The organism is Micromonospora sp. MGP-C2 (genome assembly GCF_057766525.1).
This window is the reverse complement of sequence record NZ_JBYMEN010000002.1, coordinates 1,692,421-1,711,382: the sequence shown is the minus strand read 5'-3', so window position 1 is coordinate 1,711,382 and position 18,962 is coordinate 1,692,421. Positions and strand designations below refer to the sequence as shown.

Below are 18,962 nucleotides of genomic sequence, written 5' to 3'. Positions count from 1 at the left end.
CATCGTGGATCGTGAGTGCGGTGTACCGTCGCCGCATGACGGTGCTGCAGGAGTTTGTCGCCGCTCTTTCCAGCGGCCGGATCCAGGTTGTCGACCTCACCGCCCCGCTCTCGGACCAGACCCCGATCCTGGGTCTGCCCGAGCAGTTCGGCCAGACCTGGCCGTTCCGGCTCAGCGAGATCAGCCGGTACGACGACCGTGGTCCGGCCTGGTACTGGAACAACTTCTCCACCGGCGAGCACACCGGCACCCACTTCGACGCGCCGGTGCACTGGGTCTCCGGTCAACAGGGCGCGGACGTCTCCCAGGTCCCGGTGAGCCAGTTGATCGCCCCGGCAGTGGTGATCGACCACGCGGCCGACGCCGCCGACAACAGTGACTTCCTGCTCGAGGTCGAGCACATCAAGGCGTGGGAGGCGGAACATGGTGCCCTGCCCACCGGCGGCTGGCTGCTCTACCGCACCGGTTGGGACGCGTACGGCGACGACCCGGAGCGGTACGCCAACGCCGGGCGTACCCCGGGCATCTCCGTCGAGTGCGCCCGCTGGCTGGCCGAGGAGTCGCCGATCCAGGGCGTCGGGGTGGAGACGGTCGGCACCGACGCGGGCGCCGCACACTCGTTCGACCCGCCGTTCCCGTGCCACTCGTTCCTGCTCGGCCAGGAGAAGTACGGCCTGACCCAGCTGCGCAACCTGGCGCAGTTGCCGGCCACCGGCGCGGTGGTGATCGCCGGACCGCTGCCGATCGTCTCCGGATCCGGCAGCCCGTGCCGGGTCCTCGCACTGGTCGAACGGTAGGACCGGTCCACAGATGCGGGTCGCCGAGGTGGTCGGCCGGGTTCTGTACGAACACGGCGCACGGCACGTCTTCGGGGTGGTCGGCAGCGGCAACTTCCATGTCACGAACGCGCTGGTGGCGGCCGGTGCCCGGTTCGTGGCGGCGGCCCACGAGGGCGGCGCGGCGAGCATGGCGGACGGGTACGCCCGCACCTCAGGGATGGTGGGCCTGCTCTCGGTACACCAGGGACCGGGCGTCACCAACGCGCTGACCGGCCTCACCGAGGCCGCGAAGAGCCGTACACCGATGGTGGTCCTGGCCCCGGAGGCGACCGCGCCGCGGTCGAACTTCTTCATCGACCTGCCGGCGCTCGCCGCCGCGGTCGGGGCCGACTTCCATCGGGTACGCGCGACACACGCGGCCGAGGACGCGGGCGCGGCGTACCGGGCTGCCGCCCGGGGCGCGACGGTGGTGCTGGGCCTCCCGTTGGAGGTGCAGCTCACCGTGACCGAACCGTGGTCCGGCCCGGTCCGTGCGGTCGCGCCCACCCCGGCCACCGTCCCGCAGGTCGAGCCATTGCTGGCCGCGCTCCAGGCCGCACGTCGACCGGTCTTCATCGCGGGTCGGGGCGCCCGGGCGGCCCGGGAACCGCTGACCCGGCTCGCCGACGCGTGCGGGGCACTGCTCGCGGTCTCCGCCGCGGCGAAGGGCCTGTTCGCCGGGAACCCGTGGTATATCGACGTGGCCGGCGGCTTCGCCACCCCACTCGCCGCCGAGCTGATCGGCGCGGCGGACCTGGTCGTCGCGTGGGGCAGCACGCTGAACATGTGGACCACCCGGCACGGTGAACTGATCCCGCCCTCCGCCGTCGTCGTCCAGGTGGACCACGACCCGGCCGCGTTCGGGGTGAACCGCCCGGTCGACCTGACGGTGGCGGGCGAGGTGTCGGCGGTCGCCGAGGCGGCACTCGGTCGACTGGGCTCCACGGGGCCCGTGGACGCCGGGCCCGGCGGCTGGCGTACGCCGGAGCTGGCGCAACGGATTCGCGACCACGGCCGGTGGCGGACCGTCCCGTACTCAGACGAGGGTGGGCCGGCGCGGCTCGGCACCCCGGCGACGATCGACCCGAGGACGCTGTCGGCAGCCCTGGACGACCTGCTGCCGCCCGACCGGACGGTGGTGGTCGACTCGGGCAACTTCATGGGCTACCCGTCCATGTGGCTCGACGTGCCGGACGTGGCCGGGTTCTGTTTCACCCAGGCTTTCCAGTCGGTCGGGCTCGGCCTGGCCAGTGCACTCGGCGCGGCGGTCGCCCGGCCGGACCGGCTCACCGTTGCGGCGGTCGGCGACGGTGGCTTCGTCATGTCCGCGACCGAACTGGTCAGCGCCGTCCGACTGGCGGCACCCCTCGTCGTGGTGATCTACAACGACGCGGCGTACGGCGCCGAGGTGCACCACTTCGGCCCGGACGGGCACCCGTTGGAGACAGTCACCTTCCCCGAAACCGATCTGGCCGCGATCGCCCGTGGCTACGGCTGCGACGGGTTGACCGTCCGGACCGTCGACGATCTCGGACCGGTACGCCACTGGCTCGCTGGTCCCCGCACCCGGCCACTGGTGGTCGACGCCAAGGTCAGCGCGGCGCGCGGCTCATGGTGGCTGGAGGAGGCGTTCCGTGGCCACTGAGCCACCGCCGTGCGTACGGCGACGCGGGACGGCGTAGCCGGAAGCCGACTCGGAGTCGGTTGGGAGTCGTTGCGTTGCGGCCGGAGGTCCTGGCGGAGCGGCTGCTATCGGCGGTCTGCGCGTACGGCGGCCCGCTGGCGTGCCGATTCGTACAGTACGACAGTCGCGGCGGTCGCCGCGTTCAGGGAACTGGCGGTCCCGAACATGGGGATCCGGACGAGCTGGTCGCATGCCTCGCGCCAGCCGGAGCTGAGGCCGGTGGTCTCGTTGCCGATCAACGTCAGGGTGGGTTGTGTGAAGTCGTACTCGGCGGCGTCCAGGATGCCGCGCTCATCGGTTCCCATGATGCTCATGCCGATGCCGTCGGCGCGGACGTCAGCGACCCAGGATAGAACGGCCTGGTGGGAGGGCACCCGGACCACGGGCAAGGCGAACAGCGAGCCGGTGCTCGCTCGGACCGCCTTCGGGTCGTACACGTCGGCGGCATGGCCGGTGACGATGACGCCGCCGGCGCCGAAGGCGTCTGCCGACCGAATGAGGGTCCCGATATTGCCGGGGCTGGTGGGCCGATCGAATACGACGGCGAGCATGGTCGGACCGACCGGGATACGGTGCAGGTTGTCCTCCGGCAGCGCGACCACGGCCAGCAGCTCTGGAACCGTGTCTGCCTTACCTCCCAGTTCGTGCATCAGTTCACGCGAGACGGCGAACTTCTCGGCCCGGACTGTGTCAAGGGCCTCGCGTGCCCAGCCGGACAGCTGAGCGCTGGTGTCGTAGAGCAGCTCCCGGATCTGCCAGCCATGTTCGACGGCCATGGTGATCGGGCGCACGCCTTGCACGAGGAACTCGCCGCGTCGCTGCCGCTTGGTCCGATTGCCGAGGAGAGCTTTCCACTGCTGGAACCGCGCATTGCGGCCACTCACTCGCAGAACCACTGCCAACCCCGCCTCCGTCGCACGTAGCCCGCCCATGCCCTGCCTGCCACACTTCGCCAGCCTCTGGCTCCCCGAGGTTTCCAAGGCCTTCGGCCAGGCGCTCAGGAACGGACGGGGCTTGTCGCTCCGGCGCCGCGGTCGGTGCCGGCTCCGTCCGGACCGAGGGCGTCCTGTCCGAGACCCTGACGGATCGCGATCTCTACGGGCGAGTACGCGCAGTCGGCCCGCTCCAGTTCGTACGGTGCGGCTGGCATCAGTGGCGGTTGGGCCATGAAGCGAGGCCGCGCTCCGTGGTGCGGTTGCGCCGCGTGCACCAGGAATGGGTGGCACAGGAAGACGTCGCCCGGAGATCCGGTGGCCAGGGCGAGCGGCCGGTGCTCGGACGCCGCCACCAGATCGGGCGCAAGGGCCAGTCCGCTCGCTCCGTCCTCCCCGTACCTCTCCAGCACCTTCGGCACGTCGAGGTGGGAGCCGACCCGGATCCGGGTCGGGGCGTCCTTCTCACCGACCTCACTGAACAGGAACAGCATCAGCAGTGCCCGGCCCCGGGAGCGCACATTGGTGAAGTACCAGCTCTCGCCCTCCGGCAGGTAGCTGCCCTCGATGTGCCAGCCCGCGTCGTCCGTCTCCTCTTCGTGCGGGAAGCGCAGCGGGAACGTGCCCAGCGAGTAGCGCGGCTCCCAGCGTCCCGTGCCGACGAGCAGGTCGTACGCGTGATGGAGGAACGGGGAGTTGGGGGCGGCGGCGAACGGCCCCTGCGCCATGCCGGGCACCCAGTGCACGGGCTGCGTCCACGTTGTTGGATCGTCCGGGTCGCAGCCCGTCTCCCGCCACAGCAGCCGCGCGCAGTCCGCTGCCACGCGCGGCGCGACGGCGCCCTCCAGCTTCACGAAGCCGTCGCGAAGAAAGCGGGATACCAAGGTCGTGTCATCCATGCCCCCATCGTGCGGCGGCGCAGATCTCGATCACCCGACATTCTCCGCGCCGCTTCTGTCGGGTGCTGCCCGGTGCGCTGCGACCAAGGTTGACGTCGGACGGAGGCTTGATGATCTCGGCACTCCGTCTGAACGCCGAAGGGAGCGAACACGTGGACACCCGCATCGTCGACCATCCCGAATTCCGGCTCGTGGGGCACGCGGCCCGCGTCCGGCTGGTCCATCAAGGCATCAACCCGCACATCCAGCAGCACATCACCGCACTGCCGACGGAGGAGCACCTGCGCTTGAAGGCTCTCGGCAACACTGAGCCGAGCGGCCTGCTCGCGGTCAGCGACGACCTTGACCCCGACTACGCCGAGGGTAGCGAGCTGACCTACCTTCACGGGGTCGCCGTGTCCCCGGGTACGCCGGTCCCCGGTGGCCTCGACATCATCGAAGTTCCGGCCGGCAGATGGGTGGTCATCCGGATCACGGGCCCACATCCGCAGACCCTGCAGAAGGCCTGGGCCACGGCCGCAGCCGCGTGGTTCCCGTTCAACCCGTGGCGTCTGCGGCCAGGTCCGGAGATCGTTGCGGTGCATGAGCTTACGAACGACCTCAGCACCGCGACCTGTGAACTCTGGCTGCCCATCGAACCGGCGTAACGATCTGGCGAGCATCAGACAGCATCAGGGGTCCGGCCCGGCGGCCAACAGGATGTCCCGGCCGCAGCAACCGAGCGCGATTGTCCGGATCTGCCGCTGGGCAGACGCAACCCATACGACCTAGAGGTGGTCGCAGTACGGAGAGCACCGACGGCCAAGGGCGTGACCCAGGTCCCGCAGAAGAGTGCCCAGGCGCTTGACCTCTTCCGCGGTGGGCGGAGTGATGGCTGCGCCGGCCGCGATGTGCTCGCCGGCTTCGTGCAGCGTGACATACAGGCCTTCGGCGGTTGCGGGATCGAGCCGCAGAACGATGTCATCCCCCATACGCTGACGCTAATCGCACGGTCTCGTGGCAACGGTTGGCAGCTCGTTGTAGATCGTCAGCCGGGCGTCGGCGAATCGCAGGCCCATGGTGCCGTCCGCCAGGTCGCCCCCGGCGTACTCCAGGAGCTCCAGCGCCTCAAAGGGTTGCCCGCGCCGAGCAGCCAACGGCACGGAAGCACGTCGCTCCACCGCAGCGGGAAGCCATCCGATGTCGGCCATTGCGCGCCGCAGTGTCGGCCTTCCTGAGCCGCTACCGGGGGCAGACTCGCGTTGAGGGACGATAGAACCTCGGTCTCGGTTCAGAACACGAACGCGATCCCGAGCTGTGATGGCCCGGTGAGGTCGGCCCTAGGATCTGGCAGTGGCCGATTTGTTTGACTCAGATCATCGAAGTCCGGCATCCGGAGCCAGTTGGACGAGGCTGTTCGTCAGCCACTGTCAGTACGAGGTGTCCGCCGTGCCAGGAGCGTCCGGTATGGGGATCTACACGCTCGGCGACGACCTCGTACACGTCGTCGGGCCATATCAGTTCACGGGCTTCTGCGGCACACACACCGGCTGGATCGAAGCACACGTCCGTGTCCTGCCCGGGCCGCCGGGTGAAGCCGACAGCGGCTGGGACGCGATCAGTGAGGCAACCCTTTGGAGCCCCAGCGGCAGGCTGTCGGTCATCGGGCTGATGGGCGGCACTGCAGATGCCCTCACTGACATCGCTGTCCCGCGCGGGCTGATCCGGGTGCGGGTGCACGCGCGCAACCGCCTGCACGAGACCGTACGCACCGACGACGACCCGCCCGAGCGGCACGAGCTGCACATCTGGGGGGTCACCGAGGAGACGCCGTGGCGCACCGTGCTGGCCGACCCGGGGGGCCGCGACTGGGAGCAGAAGCCGACGAAGGCCGCCGAGTGGGGGATGCTGTCATTGGTTCCGCGCCCGTCTGGTCGTCCGGCGATCCTGCCGCCGCTGCCACTTGACCCGTACGAGGACGACGCGGGCCTGTCCCGGGTGGCGGTGGTCCGCCACCGGCCCGCGCCGGTCGAGGTCCCGGCGGAAGTGCTGCCCGCCGGCGACCTCGAGGTCCGGCTCAAGCGGGTCGACGACGCGACTCTGCTGTGGTCGTGGTCCACCGCCGACGAACCGATCTTCCCTAGCCCGCTGGCAACGCTGCCGGACGACGAGCCGAGTACGGTACGGCTGACGTCCGGCCCCGACGGCTTCACTTTGCGGCACGAGGGAGTGCTGGGCCGGCACGCCTTCGCCCTCGGCCTGATCTGGGACCACCTGCTCGACACCGCCGGGTCGCATCCGTGGATGACGACGTTGCGAGGGCAGGCGGCCGAGGCGACCGCGTTGGCCGAGAAGTACCGCCGCCTGCAGGCCGAGCGCGACGCCGAGCGGTGGGGAGGTGCTCGACCGTCGGATCGTGTCCGCGAACTCTTAGGCCAGGCGCAGTCGCTGGCCCGCATCGACCGCCGGCTGCTCGACCGCATCGACGCGTTGCCCGCCGCCCGCCAGCGGGAGGCAGCCTGCTGGGCGGCTCGCCGCGCGATGCGGGTGGCAGGACTGGAGCAGATCGGGTGGATCGCCGAAGCGCTCGCCGACGCCGAGGCCGACCGCCCGCTGCCGCGATCCTTCACCGAGCAGGGCGGCAGCGCCGCGTTTCACCGGCTCCTGTCCGATCCCGAGGTGCCCCACACCACCGTGACGCTCAGCTTGGACCCAAGAGTTTTCCGCACACTCGACGTCACCGAGGTGCTCCAGCAGGCCGCCGCGTTTCCCGCCCTGATCGCCCTCGCGAATGACGATCCGCTGGCCGCTGCGATCGACGCCGTCTACAACGCGGCAATCGCCCACGGTAACGACCGTGACCGTTTCCTCACCGAAGCCCACATCGCCTTGCGCTGAGCCTGGTTGGGCGTGCCACGAGCAGGCCGGGGTCGCCCGCGGCCGTGCGCCAGCCGAGGTCCACAGCGGTCGGAGGATGCCCATGCCCGGGATCGGCGTTGTGCCCCCACTGCCACCCGCGGTCGGCTAGCGACCAATCGTTGACGAGCCTCGAACCGGGCAGGGCTGTCGTTCACTGCCCGCGAGGGCGGTAGCGCAGGTGTACGACCCCGTTTGGGAATCGGCGCTCGTCGAGGAGCTCAAGGTCGGTGCGCATGCCGGTCGGCAGCCCTGGCTTGCCGCCGCCGACGACAACGGGCAGGATCATCAGCTGGCACTCGTCGACCAGCCCGGCCTTGAAAGCCTGCGCCGCGAGGTCGGCACCTCCAACGGTGAGATCGCTGCTGGCCGTGGCCTTCAGTTCGCGTACGGCGGCGGGGTCGAAACGGCGTTCGATTCGGGTGTCGGCAGTTGAGGCCGCGTCGAGGGTCGTGGAGTAGACGACCTTGCTCGCCGCCTGCCAGGCGTTCGCGAAGGTTGCTGCGAGGTCGGACTGCGCCGCCAGAGCGGGGTCGGTCTCCCAGACGGCCATCGTCTCGTACAGGCTCCGCCCGTAGAGAAACGTGCCCACGGATCGCAGGAGGTCGGTGTGGAACGCGAACACCTCGTCGCCGAGTGGAAACCAGTCGAACGCGCCGCGTTCGTCCTCGATGTACCCGTCAAGCGACACGTTCGTCACGTAGATCAGCTTTGCCATGCCTCTGCCTCTCGTTGACTTGTTGCAACGGCCTGCGCATTCATCAGCGCGGCGTCCAGCTTGGTGAACGCCTGGCGCCAGCCCTCTTCGCTGGGGCGCGCCAGATGTTCGGGGAGCCACTGGCGGATCTCCAGTCGCGTCCGTCCGCCCGCCTCGTCGTGGAACTCGACCCGGAGTCTCGTCTCGAACGGCTCGATGCCCTCCTGCAGCCGGCCACCGACGTGCATGACGCCTTGGAGCAGTTCGCCGTCGGTGACGTCCGTGAGGTCGACGTGGACGTGCACCCGAAGCTCGGGTTGGGCTGCGCTGACCTCCGTCCACCGTTGGAAGCCGCCGGGGCGTACGTCGAACTCGATCTCGTCGCGCGGCAGTGAGTTGCCGGTCGGGCCCCACCACGCCGCCAGATGGTCGGGATCGGTGAAGGCTCGGTAGACGAGCTCCCGCGGCGCGTCGAACACGCGAGAGACGACGAGCTGCGGAGTTTCGGTGGTCATTCGGGCTCCCTGGGGTCGTCGGCCACCCGGTCCGTTGCCGGTCCGGCGGCCTGCACCGCGGCGAGGTGGGCATCGAGGCGAGTGAGGGACGAGTCCCAGAACCGCCGGTAGCGCTCGATCCAGTCGGCTGCCTCGCGCAGCGGGGCAGCCTCGAGGTGACTCGCACGCCACTTGCCCGACCGTGACCGCGAGATGAGGGCGGCGCGTTCGAGCACCTTCAGGTGCCGTGACACCGCTGGCATCGAGATGGACAGAGGAGCGGTGAGTTCGGTGACCGTGGCGTCGCGTTCGGCCAACTCGGCGACGATTGCCCGTCGAGTCGGGTCGGCGAGCGCCGAGAACACCGCGCTGAGCTGATCGGTGCCAGCCATCGTAAGCTCCTTCACTTAACCAGTGCGTTAAGCGTATTGGGATGCGGGTGATGTTGTCAACGGGATGCGTTCGTTCGGGCCTTGCCTTCAAGGCCTGGTGCGGTCTGCCGAGTTGAGGGGTTCGGCGGCACGGCGGGGGATCGGCATCAGGCTTTCTGGGCGAGCAGATATCCCTGGGCGGGGCTGTCCGGCCCATCGGCGGGCACGCCGCCCCAGAACACGGTCGTGAAGCCAGCGTCCGTGACGCTTCGCTCCATCTCCTGCGGGGTCTGCCAGTAGAGGTCGAACTCGACGCCAAGGTTGGTGCTGCCGCCCGCGCGTCGGACCTGACTGGGTCCGGCCTTGAAGGCGGTCACCAGATACCCACCCGGCTTGACGACGCGACACAGCTCGCCGTAGGCCGCCGGTCGATCGGCCGGGGCCAGGAAAATGAGGGAGTACCAGCAGACCACACCTACCAGCGACGCGTCCTCGAAGGGCAGCTCACGCAGGTCGGCAACATCGAACCGGAAGGTCGCATGGTCACGCCGAGCCACGCGGATCATCTCGGGTGAGAGGTCGACTCCCCAGGGTGTCAGGCCCCTGGTTGCCAGATAGGGCTCAAGGCGTCCCGTCCCGCAACCGATGTCACCGACGCTGGTCCCCAGACCTGCGGCAAGCGTCAGGTCGCAGAACAGGTCGAGGACGGCTCGCTCCGCCGGCAGGCGATCCAGAGCGTCGGCCAGGCGTTCGGCGTAGAACTCGGCGAGGACGTCGTGCGCGGCTCTCAACTCTTCGGTCCGGGCGTCCACGGAAGGGACTATAGGAGCCCACGCGGCAGCCGGTCAGGCTCAGGCAGACGACGAAGCAGCGCCGCCAGGTCGCCGAACACCAGGGGAAGGCCACCCAGCTCGTTGATCCCGACCCAAGCGATGTCGTCATGCTCCTCGGGTGCGCGGTTGGTGGGAGAACCGACCCAGTCTCCAATTTTCCAGACGCCCACGTGAACGGCGTCCTCGCCACTGCCGGCATGCCAGTCGCCCAACCGTGAAGCGGACTCCGCCACGATCTGAACACCGAGCTCCTCGCGCATCTCGCGCGCGAGCGCTTGTAGTTCGGACTCGCCCGTGTCGACATGCCCTCCGGGCAGATCCCAGAGATCCGGGTATGCCCGGCGGGTCGGGCTGCGGTGGACCAGCAGGACCGCGCCGTTCTCAACGAGTGCGCCTGTGACAACGACATGCATGACGGGATTGGAGCACAGGGATGGGACAAGCTCGCTCCAGCCGACGGTGCGCCCGCCCGCTTGACCCCGGACGGCGGATCACCGACGGCGGCGGGCCATCCACTGCCAGATGTGGGTGCCGTTGCTGCTCGGGTCGTTGCGGGCCACGTAGATCCAGCTCCAGTGACCGGGGAACTGATAGCCGTTCCAGACGACGTGGTCGTACAGGGTGATCAGTGACCCCGGGATGAGGTCGTGGGCGTGGATCGTGTTGGTCTCGGGTGGCACCGTATCGTCGTCGAGCGAGGTGACCAGCCAGGTCGGGGTCTGGATCTTCGCCAGCTCCGCGTCGGTGATCAGCGGCGGGCCCTCCCCGCTGAGCGGCTCGACGACGCCGCAGATCGGCACCGACGCGGCGAACAGGTCGGGATAGGCGACGGTCATCTCCAGGGACATGTAGCCGCCGTTGCTGCAACCGGCCACGTAGATCCGGTCCGGGTCGACGCGCTTGCGGCGGACGAGGTCCTGGACGATTTCCCGGATCAGCGGGGCGAACCGGGGGCCGTCCTCCAGCCAGTAGGAGGTGCTCTGCGGAGCGACGACGTACGCGCCGGAGAAGATCCGTTGAGCCTCCGGGGTGGCGAAGCCCAGGGCGCCCCGGTTGGCGCGCAGAGTGGTCTCGTTGTCGTAGTAGTCGTCGGGCAGTGAGGCACCCTCGCCGCCGCCGTGCAGCCAGAGGATCAACGGCCGCCGACCGTGGCGGGGCGAACGCTCCGGGGAGTACAACCGGTACTTCAGGCCCGAGCCGGAGACGTGGTGGCTGAACGCGTCCACCTCGGGGTTCGACAGCCGCCCCTGCACGAAGCGCGTGATGGTGACCGGCGAGCCGTGGCGCCGGACGAGTGGGGTGTTCTGCCTGATGGTGTAGACGAGGTTCAGCCGGACGTTGCGGCCCCTGCTCACGATGTAGCCGAGGGTGCCACCGCCGGGTTGACCTTCGGCGTGGCTCAGCTCCAGCACGATGTTTCCGTGCCGGTCGAGCCGTGCCGCGGTCACCGTGCGGTCCAGGTCGTACTCGCTGAAGATCAGGTCACCGGGAGCGATCGGGATCGGGCTGGTGGCCTTGGCGTGGACGGTGAACGTGCCGGGGGTGAGCCCGGCGGGGTCGATCGGCCCGAGCCGGCCGGTCTCCAGGGTGACCGAGGTGACCTGCTCACCGCCGTCAAGGGTCCTCGCGTCGAGGGTGAATCTCACGCTGGTGGGGTGGTGGCCACCGGCGTGGGCTGCGGCGCCGGGCAGCGCGAGGCCGATGGCGGCACCGGCACCACCGGCCAGGACGGTGCGGCGAGTGACAGACGTGGACATGCGGGCCCCCGTACCTGTGCATCATAAAGATGGTCATCAATGACGTTTCAACCTAGCGCCGCAGATCAGACATGTCCAGGATCGTACGAAGTGCTCAGACGGCAGGTTGACGCCACTGCTTGAGCCGACGCGCGGGGATATCGCCGGCAGGCGACCAGAGCTGCACCCGCCACCTGTCGCCGGGGTCGTCGAGCCGGGCCAGCCTCGGTTGACGAACCCCCGACCCGATATTCGTGCGGCGTACCGGCCGCTGGGCACCTCGAACGTGGCGACCGTGTCCGTGGGGCTGAAATACTGGAGCACGTCATCGACCACCAGGAGGCGGGTCGTCCCACACCTCCAGACGGAACGGCATCTCGAAGTTGTTCTGGTGAGGGGAGATGACGACGCCCCCGTTGTCGTCTGCCGCGATGCCTGAGCCGTCGGTCGCGCCCTCGCGTACCCGGAGGTCGTCCGCCCTGCCACGTCGGTGCGAGTACGTCGAGATCCCGGCTTCACATGCCGACAATCCTCTCCGTGGATGGCCCCGGAGCACTCTGACAGCGAGCAGTGGTTCAAGCTGGACGCCTATGGTCTTTCCATCTCGGGCACTGTCGCGGATGCATCTTGCTGTTCGCATGTTGACGATTGGCGGCAGGTGACGAATTCCGGGGACGTGGGACCCAGTCAATTGGCGCGGTCGCCGATGGTTCATCAGGTGGCGCAGAACTTCCAGGTCGCAGGTGACGGTAGAAATATGACCGCTTCGGGTGATTCGGTATGGGCGGCCATGATCGTGGTGATATCAGATTGGGTGGGGCCCTCCAATGAACAGTTAGGCGTCCTGGCTGTAGCCCCACAGTGGCCTGGGACTTGTCGGCTGCCAGGCACCGGAGGATGCGGGCGATTTATTGGGTTTCAGGGACATCATTCCGCGCTTCTGGTGACCGGTCCTTTTCTGCGGGTTGTGATGCGATGTCGAAAAGAACCTGCGTCTCGCACTTGTTGAATAGGGGTCGGCATGTTTCGACATTCGGCGATGCTCCGGTATAGTGCGATCAATTCCCATTGAGTGTGCCGGAAGGCGTCTGGTCTGCGTGATGACACCTGGGCTGGAAAGCGCGTCGAGCCCGCGCTTCGTCGGGCGACGAGCGCAGTTGGCACGTATCGGGAGAGCCCAGGCCGCCGTGCTGAGTCGTGGCTGGCAAATGGTCTGCGAGGTCGTCGGCGAGCCGGGCATCGGCAAGACCCGGTTCGTCCACGAGGCACTGGAGCGGTGCGCCCCCACCGTCCCCTGGGCCGTCGGGACCTGCTCGCCGGATGAGCGAGGAGTTCCTTTCCACGTGTTTCGACACGCCTTCACGGAGGGGCAGTCACTTCGACATGGGCTGCGTGCCGGGCGGTCCACTGGGGAGAGCTGGGCGGAGTCCACCATCGCGGTGCCAGCGGCGCCGGGACGCGCGTCGGATGCCCGGCGGTTCCGGACCTACCAGTTGGCCCGCCGGCTGATCGGCCTGGCTGCCCGGGACGGTCTGGTGCTGGTCCTCGACGACCTGCACTGGGCGGATGCATCCTCCACCGGCCTGATCGCCCACCTCCTGCGGTATCCGGTGCCCGCCCCGGTGCTGCTCGTGCTCGTCTACCGCCCGCGGCAGATGGCGACCCCGATGCCGTTCGGTCCACCAGATCCCGACGAGCACGCCGATGCGAAGCCGCCGGCACACGACCGGATCGAGCTCCGCCCTCTCAGCGTCGCCGAGGTCGCACTCCTGCATCCCCAGGTCGACGAGGTGGAGTTGCGTGCCCGGTACGACCTGACCGGCGGCAACCCCGGCTACCTGGCGGTGCTGCCGAGCGGCTCAACCTCCGACAGCACGGACCCGATCCGTGAAGCACAGGGTGCCCGGCTGTCCGACGCGGCGGTCGCCGTGCTGCGCCGCGAGTGGACGGACCTGCCCCCCGTCGAGCTGGCCTGTCTGCGGGCCGGGGCGATCGTCGATGCGCCCTTCAGCGCGGACCTGCTCGCCGAGGTCGCGCAGGTCCCGGCGTCACTGGCGGTCGAGGCATGCTGGCGGCTGGCCCGGCTCGACCTGATCCGCCGCGTCCCCGGCACCGGACGGTTCGCCTTCCGGCACCCGGTGCTGCGGATGGCGGTCGCTCAGGACACCGACCCGCAGTGGCAGGTGGAGGCGTGTGCGCGGGCGCTCACCGCGCTGGTCGATCTGGGCGCGCCACCCGCGGATCGGGCCCGCTACGCGGAGCACCTGCTCGCCCTGCCGAACGCCCGCTGGGCCGACCGCTGCGTCAACGTGCTCTGCCGAGCCGCGCAGGATGTTCGGCGCGAGACGCCGGACCTGGCCATCCGCTGGCTGCGGCTGGCGTTGCGTGCGCTGCGCCCGACGGCCGGTCTGACGCAACGTCGCCAGGACGTGTTGCTCGCGCTGGCCGAGATCACCGGGGAGGCGGGCGACCTGGCCGAGAGCAGGGCCCTGCTCCAGGAGATCGTGCCGCTGTTCCCCGCCGACCCGCAAGGACGACGGGCGCAAGCAGTAGCACTCTGGGCGCGCGTGGAACGTCTGCTCGGCAACTACGCGGAGGCGGCGGCCATCAGCCGGCGGGAGCTGGCCGCCCTGCCAACCGGTGCCGGACCCGGCGACGGCTACCGCCTCGCCACCGAGATCGGCGTTGCAGGCATCCTGGCCGGGCGCCCCGTGACCGGGCTGCCCGACGTCCTCGGCGGAGATCTCGGCGGCTCCGGTGCGGACCGGGCCAGCCTGCTGGCCGTCCGCAGTCTGGCCGCCGCACACGACGGCGCACTGGACGACGCCCGGGGTCTGCTCGATGCCGGCGCCCGGATCGTCGACTCGCTGCCGGACCGGGACGTACGGGACCACCCCGACTGCCTCACCGCACTCGGCCTGAGCGAGCTTTACCTCGAACGGCAGGCCGACGCGGTGCGGCACCTCGACCGAGGGCTGACGCTCGTCCGCGCCTCACACCGCGACGACGGCCTGTGCCAACTGCTGCTGGGTCGCAGTCAGGTGGCCTACCACGGCGGGCAGCTGAACACCGCCATCGGACTGGCCACCGAGGCGGGCATCGTCGCCCGGCGCATCGGCAGTCACCACCTGCTGAGCTTCGCCCTGGCGTTCGAGGCGGAGGCGACGGCGTGGCGTGGTGGCCTCCGGGACGACGACCGGGCGTTGGCGCTGGCCCGCAGCGCCGCCGGAATCGCCACCGACCTCGCCACCTGGTGCGGTCGTACGGCCGCGACGGCGCTGGCGACCGCGGCGCTGCTGTCGGGTGATCCGGCGACCTGTGCCGACCTGGTGTGCTCCGCCGGCGGCGACAGCCGGCTGAGCCGTCTCCAGACGTCGCTGCGGCCCAGGTGGTACGAGCTGCTCTGCGCCGCCGCGCTCGCCGCGGGCGAGGTGGCCGCCGCCGAGCGGCAGGCGCGACTGGCACTGGCCGAGGCGGATCAGGTCGGTCTGCCCGGGCAGCGGGGCTTCGCCGAGTCGGCGTACGGCGAGGTGCTGCTCGCCCGCGGCGAGGTCCAGGCGGCGCTGCCGCACCTGGAGACCGCGGCCGACCTGTTCCGTGCCGGCGGGATGGTGCTGAGGCGCAGCCTCGCCCTGGCCTCCCTGGCCCGGGCGGCCGAAGCCGCGGACCAGAGCGGCCTGGCGGCGCGGGCCCGTCGCCGGGCGCTCGAACTGGCCTTGTGGTGCGGGACGGAACGGGTCGGTCTGCGACTGGCCCGTCCGATCGGCCCGCGTGAGGTCGCCGCCCTGACCGACCGGGAGTGGCACATCGCCCGGCTGGCAGCGACCGGGGCCACCAGCCGACTGATCGGGCGGCAGCTGAACATCAGCCCCCGCACGGTGGAGGCGCACCTGACCCGCCTCTACCGCAAGACCGGTGTCGCTTCCCGGTCGGCTCTGGCTGCCTGGGTCGCTCGGCTCGATGACACGGATCGGTGACCGCGATCCAGGCCGGATGACATCGTTCGGTGCAACGTCGACAGGCCGGGCAGCACGAGGCCGCGCCGCCACCGTCGTGGCCCGACAGCCGCTCACATACTCGACTGCATCGGGCGCGATTCCCGTGGACCGGTGGTGGATGGAGGACGAGATGCTGGGCAGAAGATCCGTCAGGAGCCCGCGTACCCTCGCCGCGCCGGCGCCCGCTATGCCGTTCGCCGCCGCCACGGTGGCGCTGCTCGTGCTGACCGGCTGTGGCGGCGAACCGGTGGACGCGGCCACCCCGGCGCCCCACGGCTCGGCCACTTTCGGTAGGGACCGGGCGGCGCTCGTGCTCACCGCCTTCGACCAGGCCGACTCGGCCGCCTCGGTGGCCGGTGACGTCGAGGCGCTGCGGGCCCAGGAGGTTTCGCCCTCGCTGGACCTCAGCATCGCCGCAGTCCGTCGGGCCGCGTACAACCAGCGAGCGCAACCGTCCTTCCAGCACATCAACCCGGTCTTCGCGGTGCCACCCGGCGATCCGTCCTGTTTCCTCGCCACGGCCACTCTCCGACTGACCGGCTCGGAGTTGGCGCCCACCGACGTCAGCCAGTTCGTGCTGGGTGCCGACGGCCAGTGGAAGCTCAGCCACAACGTTCAGGTCACCCAACCTTCGCTGGTGGTCGCCCGGAGCATCGACGGCCGGCCGGCCACCGCGGGCGGCGCCGCCCTGGACGAGACCAGCCGTCGGGCCCTCGGCGCCGAGGTGTTCTCCCGCAGCATCGGGTCCACGACGGGCAACCGGTCCCTCGTCGTGTCGAGCCCGCTGCTCGACGGTCAGTTCGCCGGCGGTTGGGAGGTCTACGGGCAGCAGCTCGCCGGTGTCGGCGGCGCGGTGCGGCGGACGATGGACCGGGCGGAATGGTCCGACTGCGCGGTCGCGGTGCCGACCGGCACGCTCACCTTTCTGACGATCCACGCCACCGACACGCTGCGCCCGGCGCCCGGCGGCCCGGCCACCGTCCGGTTGGAGCCGCAGAGCCCGGACCTGATCGCCACCGGTCACCTCAAGGCGGTCAGCGGAAAGTCGATCCGGGTCACCCGGGTGGAGACCTTCGTGCTGCTCGTGCCGGCACAGACCGTCGGCACATCGGTGCTGGGCCTCAACGACACCGCGCTGACCGTCACCGCCGGCTGACCCTGCCGCCGAGGGTCCACCACGTCGGCGACGGCAGAAACCGGTGGCATCACTCGGATCGGGGCGCACCGGACCGCGACGATGACAGCAGCCGTGACCGCCGGCGGGGCCGGTGGTGCCGCGGCCCGGCCACGAGGCTCGGGAGGAACCCATGTGGCGTCCGCGCTTCCGATCGGACTACGTGCCGGTGCGGCTGCCCGACGGCCCGCTCGTGGTGCTGGGGGAGACCCGCAGCCTGCTCATCGACGACCCGGTCGCCGCGGACCTGGCCGACCAGCTCGACGGTGCCGCGCCGCTGGCCGACGTGGTGGCCCGGTTGGCCACCCGACACCCGGTCGCCGCCGTCGCCGCAGCCCTCGCCCGACTGCGCGACCACGGCCTTCTGGTTTCCGGTCCGGCGCACACCTCGGCGGCCGAGGCCGCCGGCTGGGACGCCCGGGGTGTCCCGCCCGACGCCGGACGGCGGTGGATGGCCGGGGGAACGGTCACCATCGTGGACCTCGGCGCGCCCAGGGTGGCCGAGACCGCCGACGCGCTGCGTGCCCTCGGGCTCGCCCCGACGGTGGTCGGGCCGGACGCACCGGACCCCGGCGCCGACACCGCCCAGGTGCTGGTGCTGCCGTCGTCGATGCTCGACCCCCGGCTGGCGTTGCTCAACGAGCGGCACCTGGCCGCCGGTCGCGCGTGGACGCTGGCCCGGCCACACGGCAACGTCGTCTTCCTCGGCCCGCACCTCGTGCCGGGTCGCACCGGCTGCTGGGTCTGCCTGCGGCAACGCTGGCAGGAGAACGAACAGGTGAACGCCTTCCTCGACGGGCAGGACCTGACCGATCCGCTGCCGCAGCCCGGCCGCGCGGTCCTGCCCGGCCTGGCCACCATGGCCGCCGGGCTGCTCGCCGCCGAACTCGCCGTGCTCGCCGTCCGGGGCGCGTCTCCCCGCCTCACCGGACGGATGGTCGCCCTGGACACCAGGGACCTGAGCACCGAGAGCCACCAACTGGTACGCCAGCCGCAGTGCCCCGCCTGCGGTGACCCGGACCTCGTCCGCAAGGCCGAGCCACGGATCGACCTGCCACCCAGCGGCACCCAGCCCAGTCGGGCCGGGGACTCCCGCATCCGGGAACCGGCCGAGGCGTACGCCTCGCTCGTCCACCACGTCAGCCGGTATCTGGGCGTGGTGAGCCGGCTGACCCCGCTGGAGGCGGCCGACAACGGCGTCACCCACACCTACTCGGCCGGGCACAACTTCGCCCAGCCCCGCCAGCTCGCCGCGTTGCGTCGCAATCTGCGCGGACAGAGCGGCGGCAAGGGCCGGACCGACCTGCAGGCCCGGATGAGCGCGGTCGGGGAGGCGGTGGAGCGCTACTGCGGGGTGTGGCGCGGCGACCGCCCGGTGCACCGGGCCACCTACCGGCAGCTCGGCCCGGACCGGGCGGTGCACCTGAGGGATCTGCTGCTGTTCTCGGAACGCCAGTACGCCGACCGGGACCGGCTCAACCGCGACCTGGGCCACCTGCACCGCGTTCCCCGCCCGCTGCCCGACGACGTGGAGCTGGACTGGACCACGGGTTGGTCGCTGACCCGGCACACACCGCGCGAGCTGCCCGCCGCGCACTGCTGGTACGGGCATCCGGAGCTGACCGGGCTGGGGGTGTGCTCGGCCGACTCGAACGGCTGCGCGGCTGGCGGCAACCTGTCCGAGGCGATCCTCCAGGGCTTCTGCGAACTCGTGGAGCGGGACAGCGTGGCCCTGTGGTGGTACCACCGGTCCCGGATGCCCGGGGTGGACCTCGCCTCGTTCGGCGACCCGTGGACCGCCGCCTGCGTCGACCACCACGCCACCGCCCTCGGCCGCGAACTGTGGGCCCTCGACCTGACCGCCGACCTCGGCGTACCCACGTTCGCCGCGGTGTCCCGGCGGGTCGACGGGGGGCCGGAGGACGTCCTGGTCGGCTTCGGCGCGCACCTGGACGCGCGGGTCGCGCTGACCCGGGCGCTCACCGAGGTGAACCAGTTCCTGCCCGCCGTCGCCGGACCCGCCACCGCCCGCAACCGGTACGGCGTCGACGACCCGGACACCGCGCGCTGGTTCGGCACCGTGCGGGTGGCCGACCAGCCCTGGCTGGCCCCGGATCCCACCCGACCGCCGCGCACCGCTGCGGACCACCCGGCGCTGACCACCGGCGACGTAGGGGATGACGTGCGTCGTTGCGTACGCCGGGCGGAGCGGGCCGGCCTGGAGGTGATCGTCGTCGACCAGTCCCGTCCGGATGTCGACCTGGCGGTGGTGAAGGTCGTCGTGCCGGGACTGCGGCACTTCTGGCGCCGGCTCGGCCCCGGCCGACTGTGGGACGTGCCGGCCCGTCTCGGTCGGGGCCCGTTGGCCGTCGACGAGACGTCGGCCAATCCGCTGAACGTGTTCTTCTAGCCGGCGTTCCCGGGCGACCGG

At 70.6% G+C, this 18,962-nt stretch carries 16 protein-coding genes; 7 read left to right on the top strand and 9 right to left on the bottom strand.

The window, feature by feature from the left end; genetic code table 11:
• Positions 1–35 precede the first annotated feature (35 nt).
• Together AC3CF1_RS07460 and AC3CF1_RS07455 are read left to right on the top strand one after the other, a co-directional pair.
• Complete coding sequence (locus AC3CF1_RS07460) at positions 36–797, top strand: cyclase family protein (protein WP_354980961.1); 762 nt, start codon at positions 36–38, stop codon at positions 795–797.
• A 13-nt stretch (positions 798–810) separates the two neighbouring features.
• Complete coding sequence (locus AC3CF1_RS07455) at positions 811–2,463, top strand: thiamine pyrophosphate-binding protein (RefSeq protein ID WP_488449917.1); 1,653 nt, start codon at positions 811–813, stop codon at positions 2,461–2,463.
• 104 nt (positions 2,464–2,567) lie between these two features.
• On the opposite strand, the gene AC3CF1_RS07450 is transcribed toward AC3CF1_RS07455, so the two are convergent.
• Positions 2,568–3,404, bottom strand: a complete 837-nt coding sequence (locus AC3CF1_RS07450) for a TrmH family RNA methyltransferase (protein ID WP_488449916.1) — start codon at positions 3,402–3,404, stop codon at positions 2,568–2,570.
• A 95-nt stretch (positions 3,405–3,499) separates the two neighbouring features.
• The gene (locus tag AC3CF1_RS07445) at positions 3,500–4,333 is read right to left on the bottom strand and encodes a phytanoyl-CoA dioxygenase family protein (RefSeq protein WP_354980958.1); all 834 of its coding nucleotides are present in this window, start codon (positions 4,331–4,333) and stop codon (positions 3,500–3,502) included.
• Positions 4,334–4,443: 110 nt separating this feature from the next.
• Here AC3CF1_RS07445 and AC3CF1_RS07440 point away from each other — a divergent pair, with 110 nt between their 5' ends.
• The gene (locus AC3CF1_RS07440; RefSeq protein ID WP_488449915.1) at positions 4,444–4,980 is read left to right on the top strand and encodes a GyrI-like domain-containing protein; all 537 of its coding nucleotides are present in this window, start codon (positions 4,444–4,446) and stop codon (positions 4,978–4,980) included.
• A 120-nt stretch (positions 4,981–5,100) separates the two neighbouring features.
• On the opposite strand, the gene AC3CF1_RS07435 is transcribed toward AC3CF1_RS07440, so the two are convergent.
• The gene (locus tag AC3CF1_RS07435) at positions 5,101–5,304 is read right to left on the bottom strand and encodes a hypothetical protein (protein WP_354980956.1); all 204 of its coding nucleotides are present in this window, start codon (positions 5,302–5,304) and stop codon (positions 5,101–5,103) included.
• Positions 5,305–5,779: 475 nt separating this feature from the next.
• Between AC3CF1_RS07435 and AC3CF1_RS07430 the strand changes: the two genes are divergently transcribed.
• Positions 5,780–7,210, top strand: a complete 1,431-nt coding sequence (locus AC3CF1_RS07430; protein ID WP_354980954.1) for a hypothetical protein — start codon at positions 5,780–5,782, stop codon at positions 7,208–7,210.
• Between the two features lie 172 nt (positions 7,211–7,382).
• Here the strand turns inward: AC3CF1_RS07430 and AC3CF1_RS07425 are convergent, their stop codons facing one another.
• The 6 genes from AC3CF1_RS07425 to AC3CF1_RS07400 all read right to left on the bottom strand — a co-directional run bounded on the left by AC3CF1_RS07425 (position 7,383) and on the right by AC3CF1_RS07400 (position 11,380).
• On the bottom strand, positions 7,383–7,946 hold the full coding sequence (locus AC3CF1_RS07425) for a dihydrofolate reductase family protein (RefSeq protein WP_354980953.1): 564 nt from the start codon (positions 7,944–7,946) through the stop codon (positions 7,383–7,385).
• Positions 7,934–8,440 carry an SRPBCC family protein gene (locus AC3CF1_RS07420; protein ID WP_354980952.1) on the bottom strand — a complete coding sequence of 169 codons (507 nt, stop codon included), beginning with the start codon at positions 8,438–8,440 and terminating at the stop codon, positions 7,934–7,936. Before AC3CF1_RS07420 ends, AC3CF1_RS07425 begins: the two co-directional genes overlap by 13 nt.
• Positions 8,437–8,811 carry an ArsR/SmtB family transcription factor gene (locus AC3CF1_RS07415; protein WP_210793791.1) on the bottom strand — a complete coding sequence of 125 codons (375 nt, stop codon included), beginning with the start codon at positions 8,809–8,811 and terminating at the stop codon, positions 8,437–8,439. The genes AC3CF1_RS07420 and AC3CF1_RS07415 overlap by 4 nt, the downstream gene beginning before the upstream one ends.
• 146 nt (positions 8,812–8,957) lie before the next feature.
• Positions 8,958–9,602, bottom strand: coding sequence for a class I SAM-dependent methyltransferase (locus AC3CF1_RS07410; protein WP_354980951.1), 645 nt, complete (start codon positions 9,600–9,602; stop codon positions 8,958–8,960).
• An 8-nt stretch (positions 9,603–9,610) separates the two neighbouring features.
• Complete coding sequence (locus tag AC3CF1_RS07405) at positions 9,611–10,036, bottom strand: NUDIX domain-containing protein (protein WP_354980950.1); 426 nt, start codon at positions 10,034–10,036, stop codon at positions 9,611–9,613.
• A gap of 78 nt (positions 10,037–10,114) precedes the next feature.
• Complete coding sequence (locus AC3CF1_RS07400) at positions 10,115–11,380, bottom strand: prolyl oligopeptidase family serine peptidase (protein ID WP_488449914.1); 1,266 nt, start codon at positions 11,378–11,380, stop codon at positions 10,115–10,117.
• A gap of 1,079 nt (positions 11,381–12,459) precedes the next feature.
• Between AC3CF1_RS07400 and AC3CF1_RS07395 the strand changes: the two genes are divergently transcribed.
• The 3 genes from AC3CF1_RS07395 to AC3CF1_RS07385 all read left to right on the top strand — a co-directional run bounded on the left by AC3CF1_RS07395 (position 12,460) and on the right by AC3CF1_RS07385 (position 18,941).
• Entirely contained in the window at positions 12,460–15,336 is a 2,877-nt protein-coding gene (locus AC3CF1_RS07395) for an ATP-binding protein (RefSeq protein WP_488449913.1), read from the top strand.
• Between the two features lie 151 nt (positions 15,337–15,487).
• A complete protein-coding gene (locus tag AC3CF1_RS07390; protein WP_488449912.1) occupies positions 15,488–16,513 on the top strand; it encodes a hypothetical protein in 1,026 nt (341 codons plus the stop codon).
• A 151-nt stretch (positions 16,514–16,664) separates the two neighbouring features.
• Positions 16,665–18,941 (top strand): TOMM precursor leader peptide-binding protein, encoded by a 2,277-nt coding sequence (locus AC3CF1_RS07385; protein WP_488449911.1) that lies wholly within the window; start codon positions 16,665–16,667, stop codon positions 18,939–18,941.
• Positions 18,942–18,962 lie beyond the last annotated feature (21 nt).

Bases quoted from the DNA above. Each gene is read 5' to 3' on its own strand.
- AC3CF1_RS07430 (WP_354980954.1), top strand. From the start codon at position 5,780: ATGGGGATCTACACGCTCGGCGACGACCTCGTACACGTCGTCGGGCCA.
- AC3CF1_RS07385 (WP_488449911.1), top strand. From the start codon at position 16,665: ATGTGGCGTCCGCGCTTCCGATCGGACTACGTGCCGGTGCGGCTGCCC.
- AC3CF1_RS07445 (WP_354980958.1), bottom strand. From the start codon at position 4,333: ATGGATGACACGACCTTGGTATCCCGCTTTCTTCGCGACGGCTTCGTG.
- AC3CF1_RS07405 (WP_354980950.1), bottom strand. From the start codon at position 10,036: ATGCATGTCGTTGTCACAGGCGCACTCGTTGAGAACGGCGCGGTCCTG.
- AC3CF1_RS07455 (WP_488449917.1), top strand. From the start codon at position 811: ATGCGGGTCGCCGAGGTGGTCGGCCGGGTTCTGTACGAACACGGCGCA.
- AC3CF1_RS07425 (WP_354980953.1), bottom strand. From the start codon at position 7,946: ATGGCAAAGCTGATCTACGTGACGAACGTGTCGCTTGACGGGTACATC.
- AC3CF1_RS07400 (WP_488449914.1), bottom strand. From the start codon at position 11,380: ATGTCCACGTCTGTCACTCGCCGCACCGTCCTGGCCGGTGGTGCCGGT.
- AC3CF1_RS07395 (WP_488449913.1), top strand. From the start codon at position 12,460: ATGACACCTGGGCTGGAAAGCGCGTCGAGCCCGCGCTTCGTCGGGCGA.
- AC3CF1_RS07460 (WP_354980961.1), top strand. From the start codon at position 36: ATGACGGTGCTGCAGGAGTTTGTCGCCGCTCTTTCCAGCGGCCGGATC.
- AC3CF1_RS07390 (WP_488449912.1), top strand. From the start codon at position 15,488: ATGCTGGGCAGAAGATCCGTCAGGAGCCCGCGTACCCTCGCCGCGCCG.
- AC3CF1_RS07435 (WP_354980956.1), bottom strand. From the start codon at position 5,304: ATGGGGGATGACATCGTTCTGCGGCTCGATCCCGCAACCGCCGAAGGC.
- AC3CF1_RS07415 (WP_210793791.1), bottom strand. From the start codon at position 8,811: ATGGCTGGCACCGATCAGCTCAGCGCGGTGTTCTCGGCGCTCGCCGAC.
- AC3CF1_RS07420 (WP_354980952.1), bottom strand. From the start codon at position 8,440: ATGACCACCGAAACTCCGCAGCTCGTCGTCTCTCGCGTGTTCGACGCG.
- AC3CF1_RS07440 (WP_488449915.1), top strand. From the start codon at position 4,444: ATGATCTCGGCACTCCGTCTGAACGCCGAAGGGAGCGAACACGTGGAC.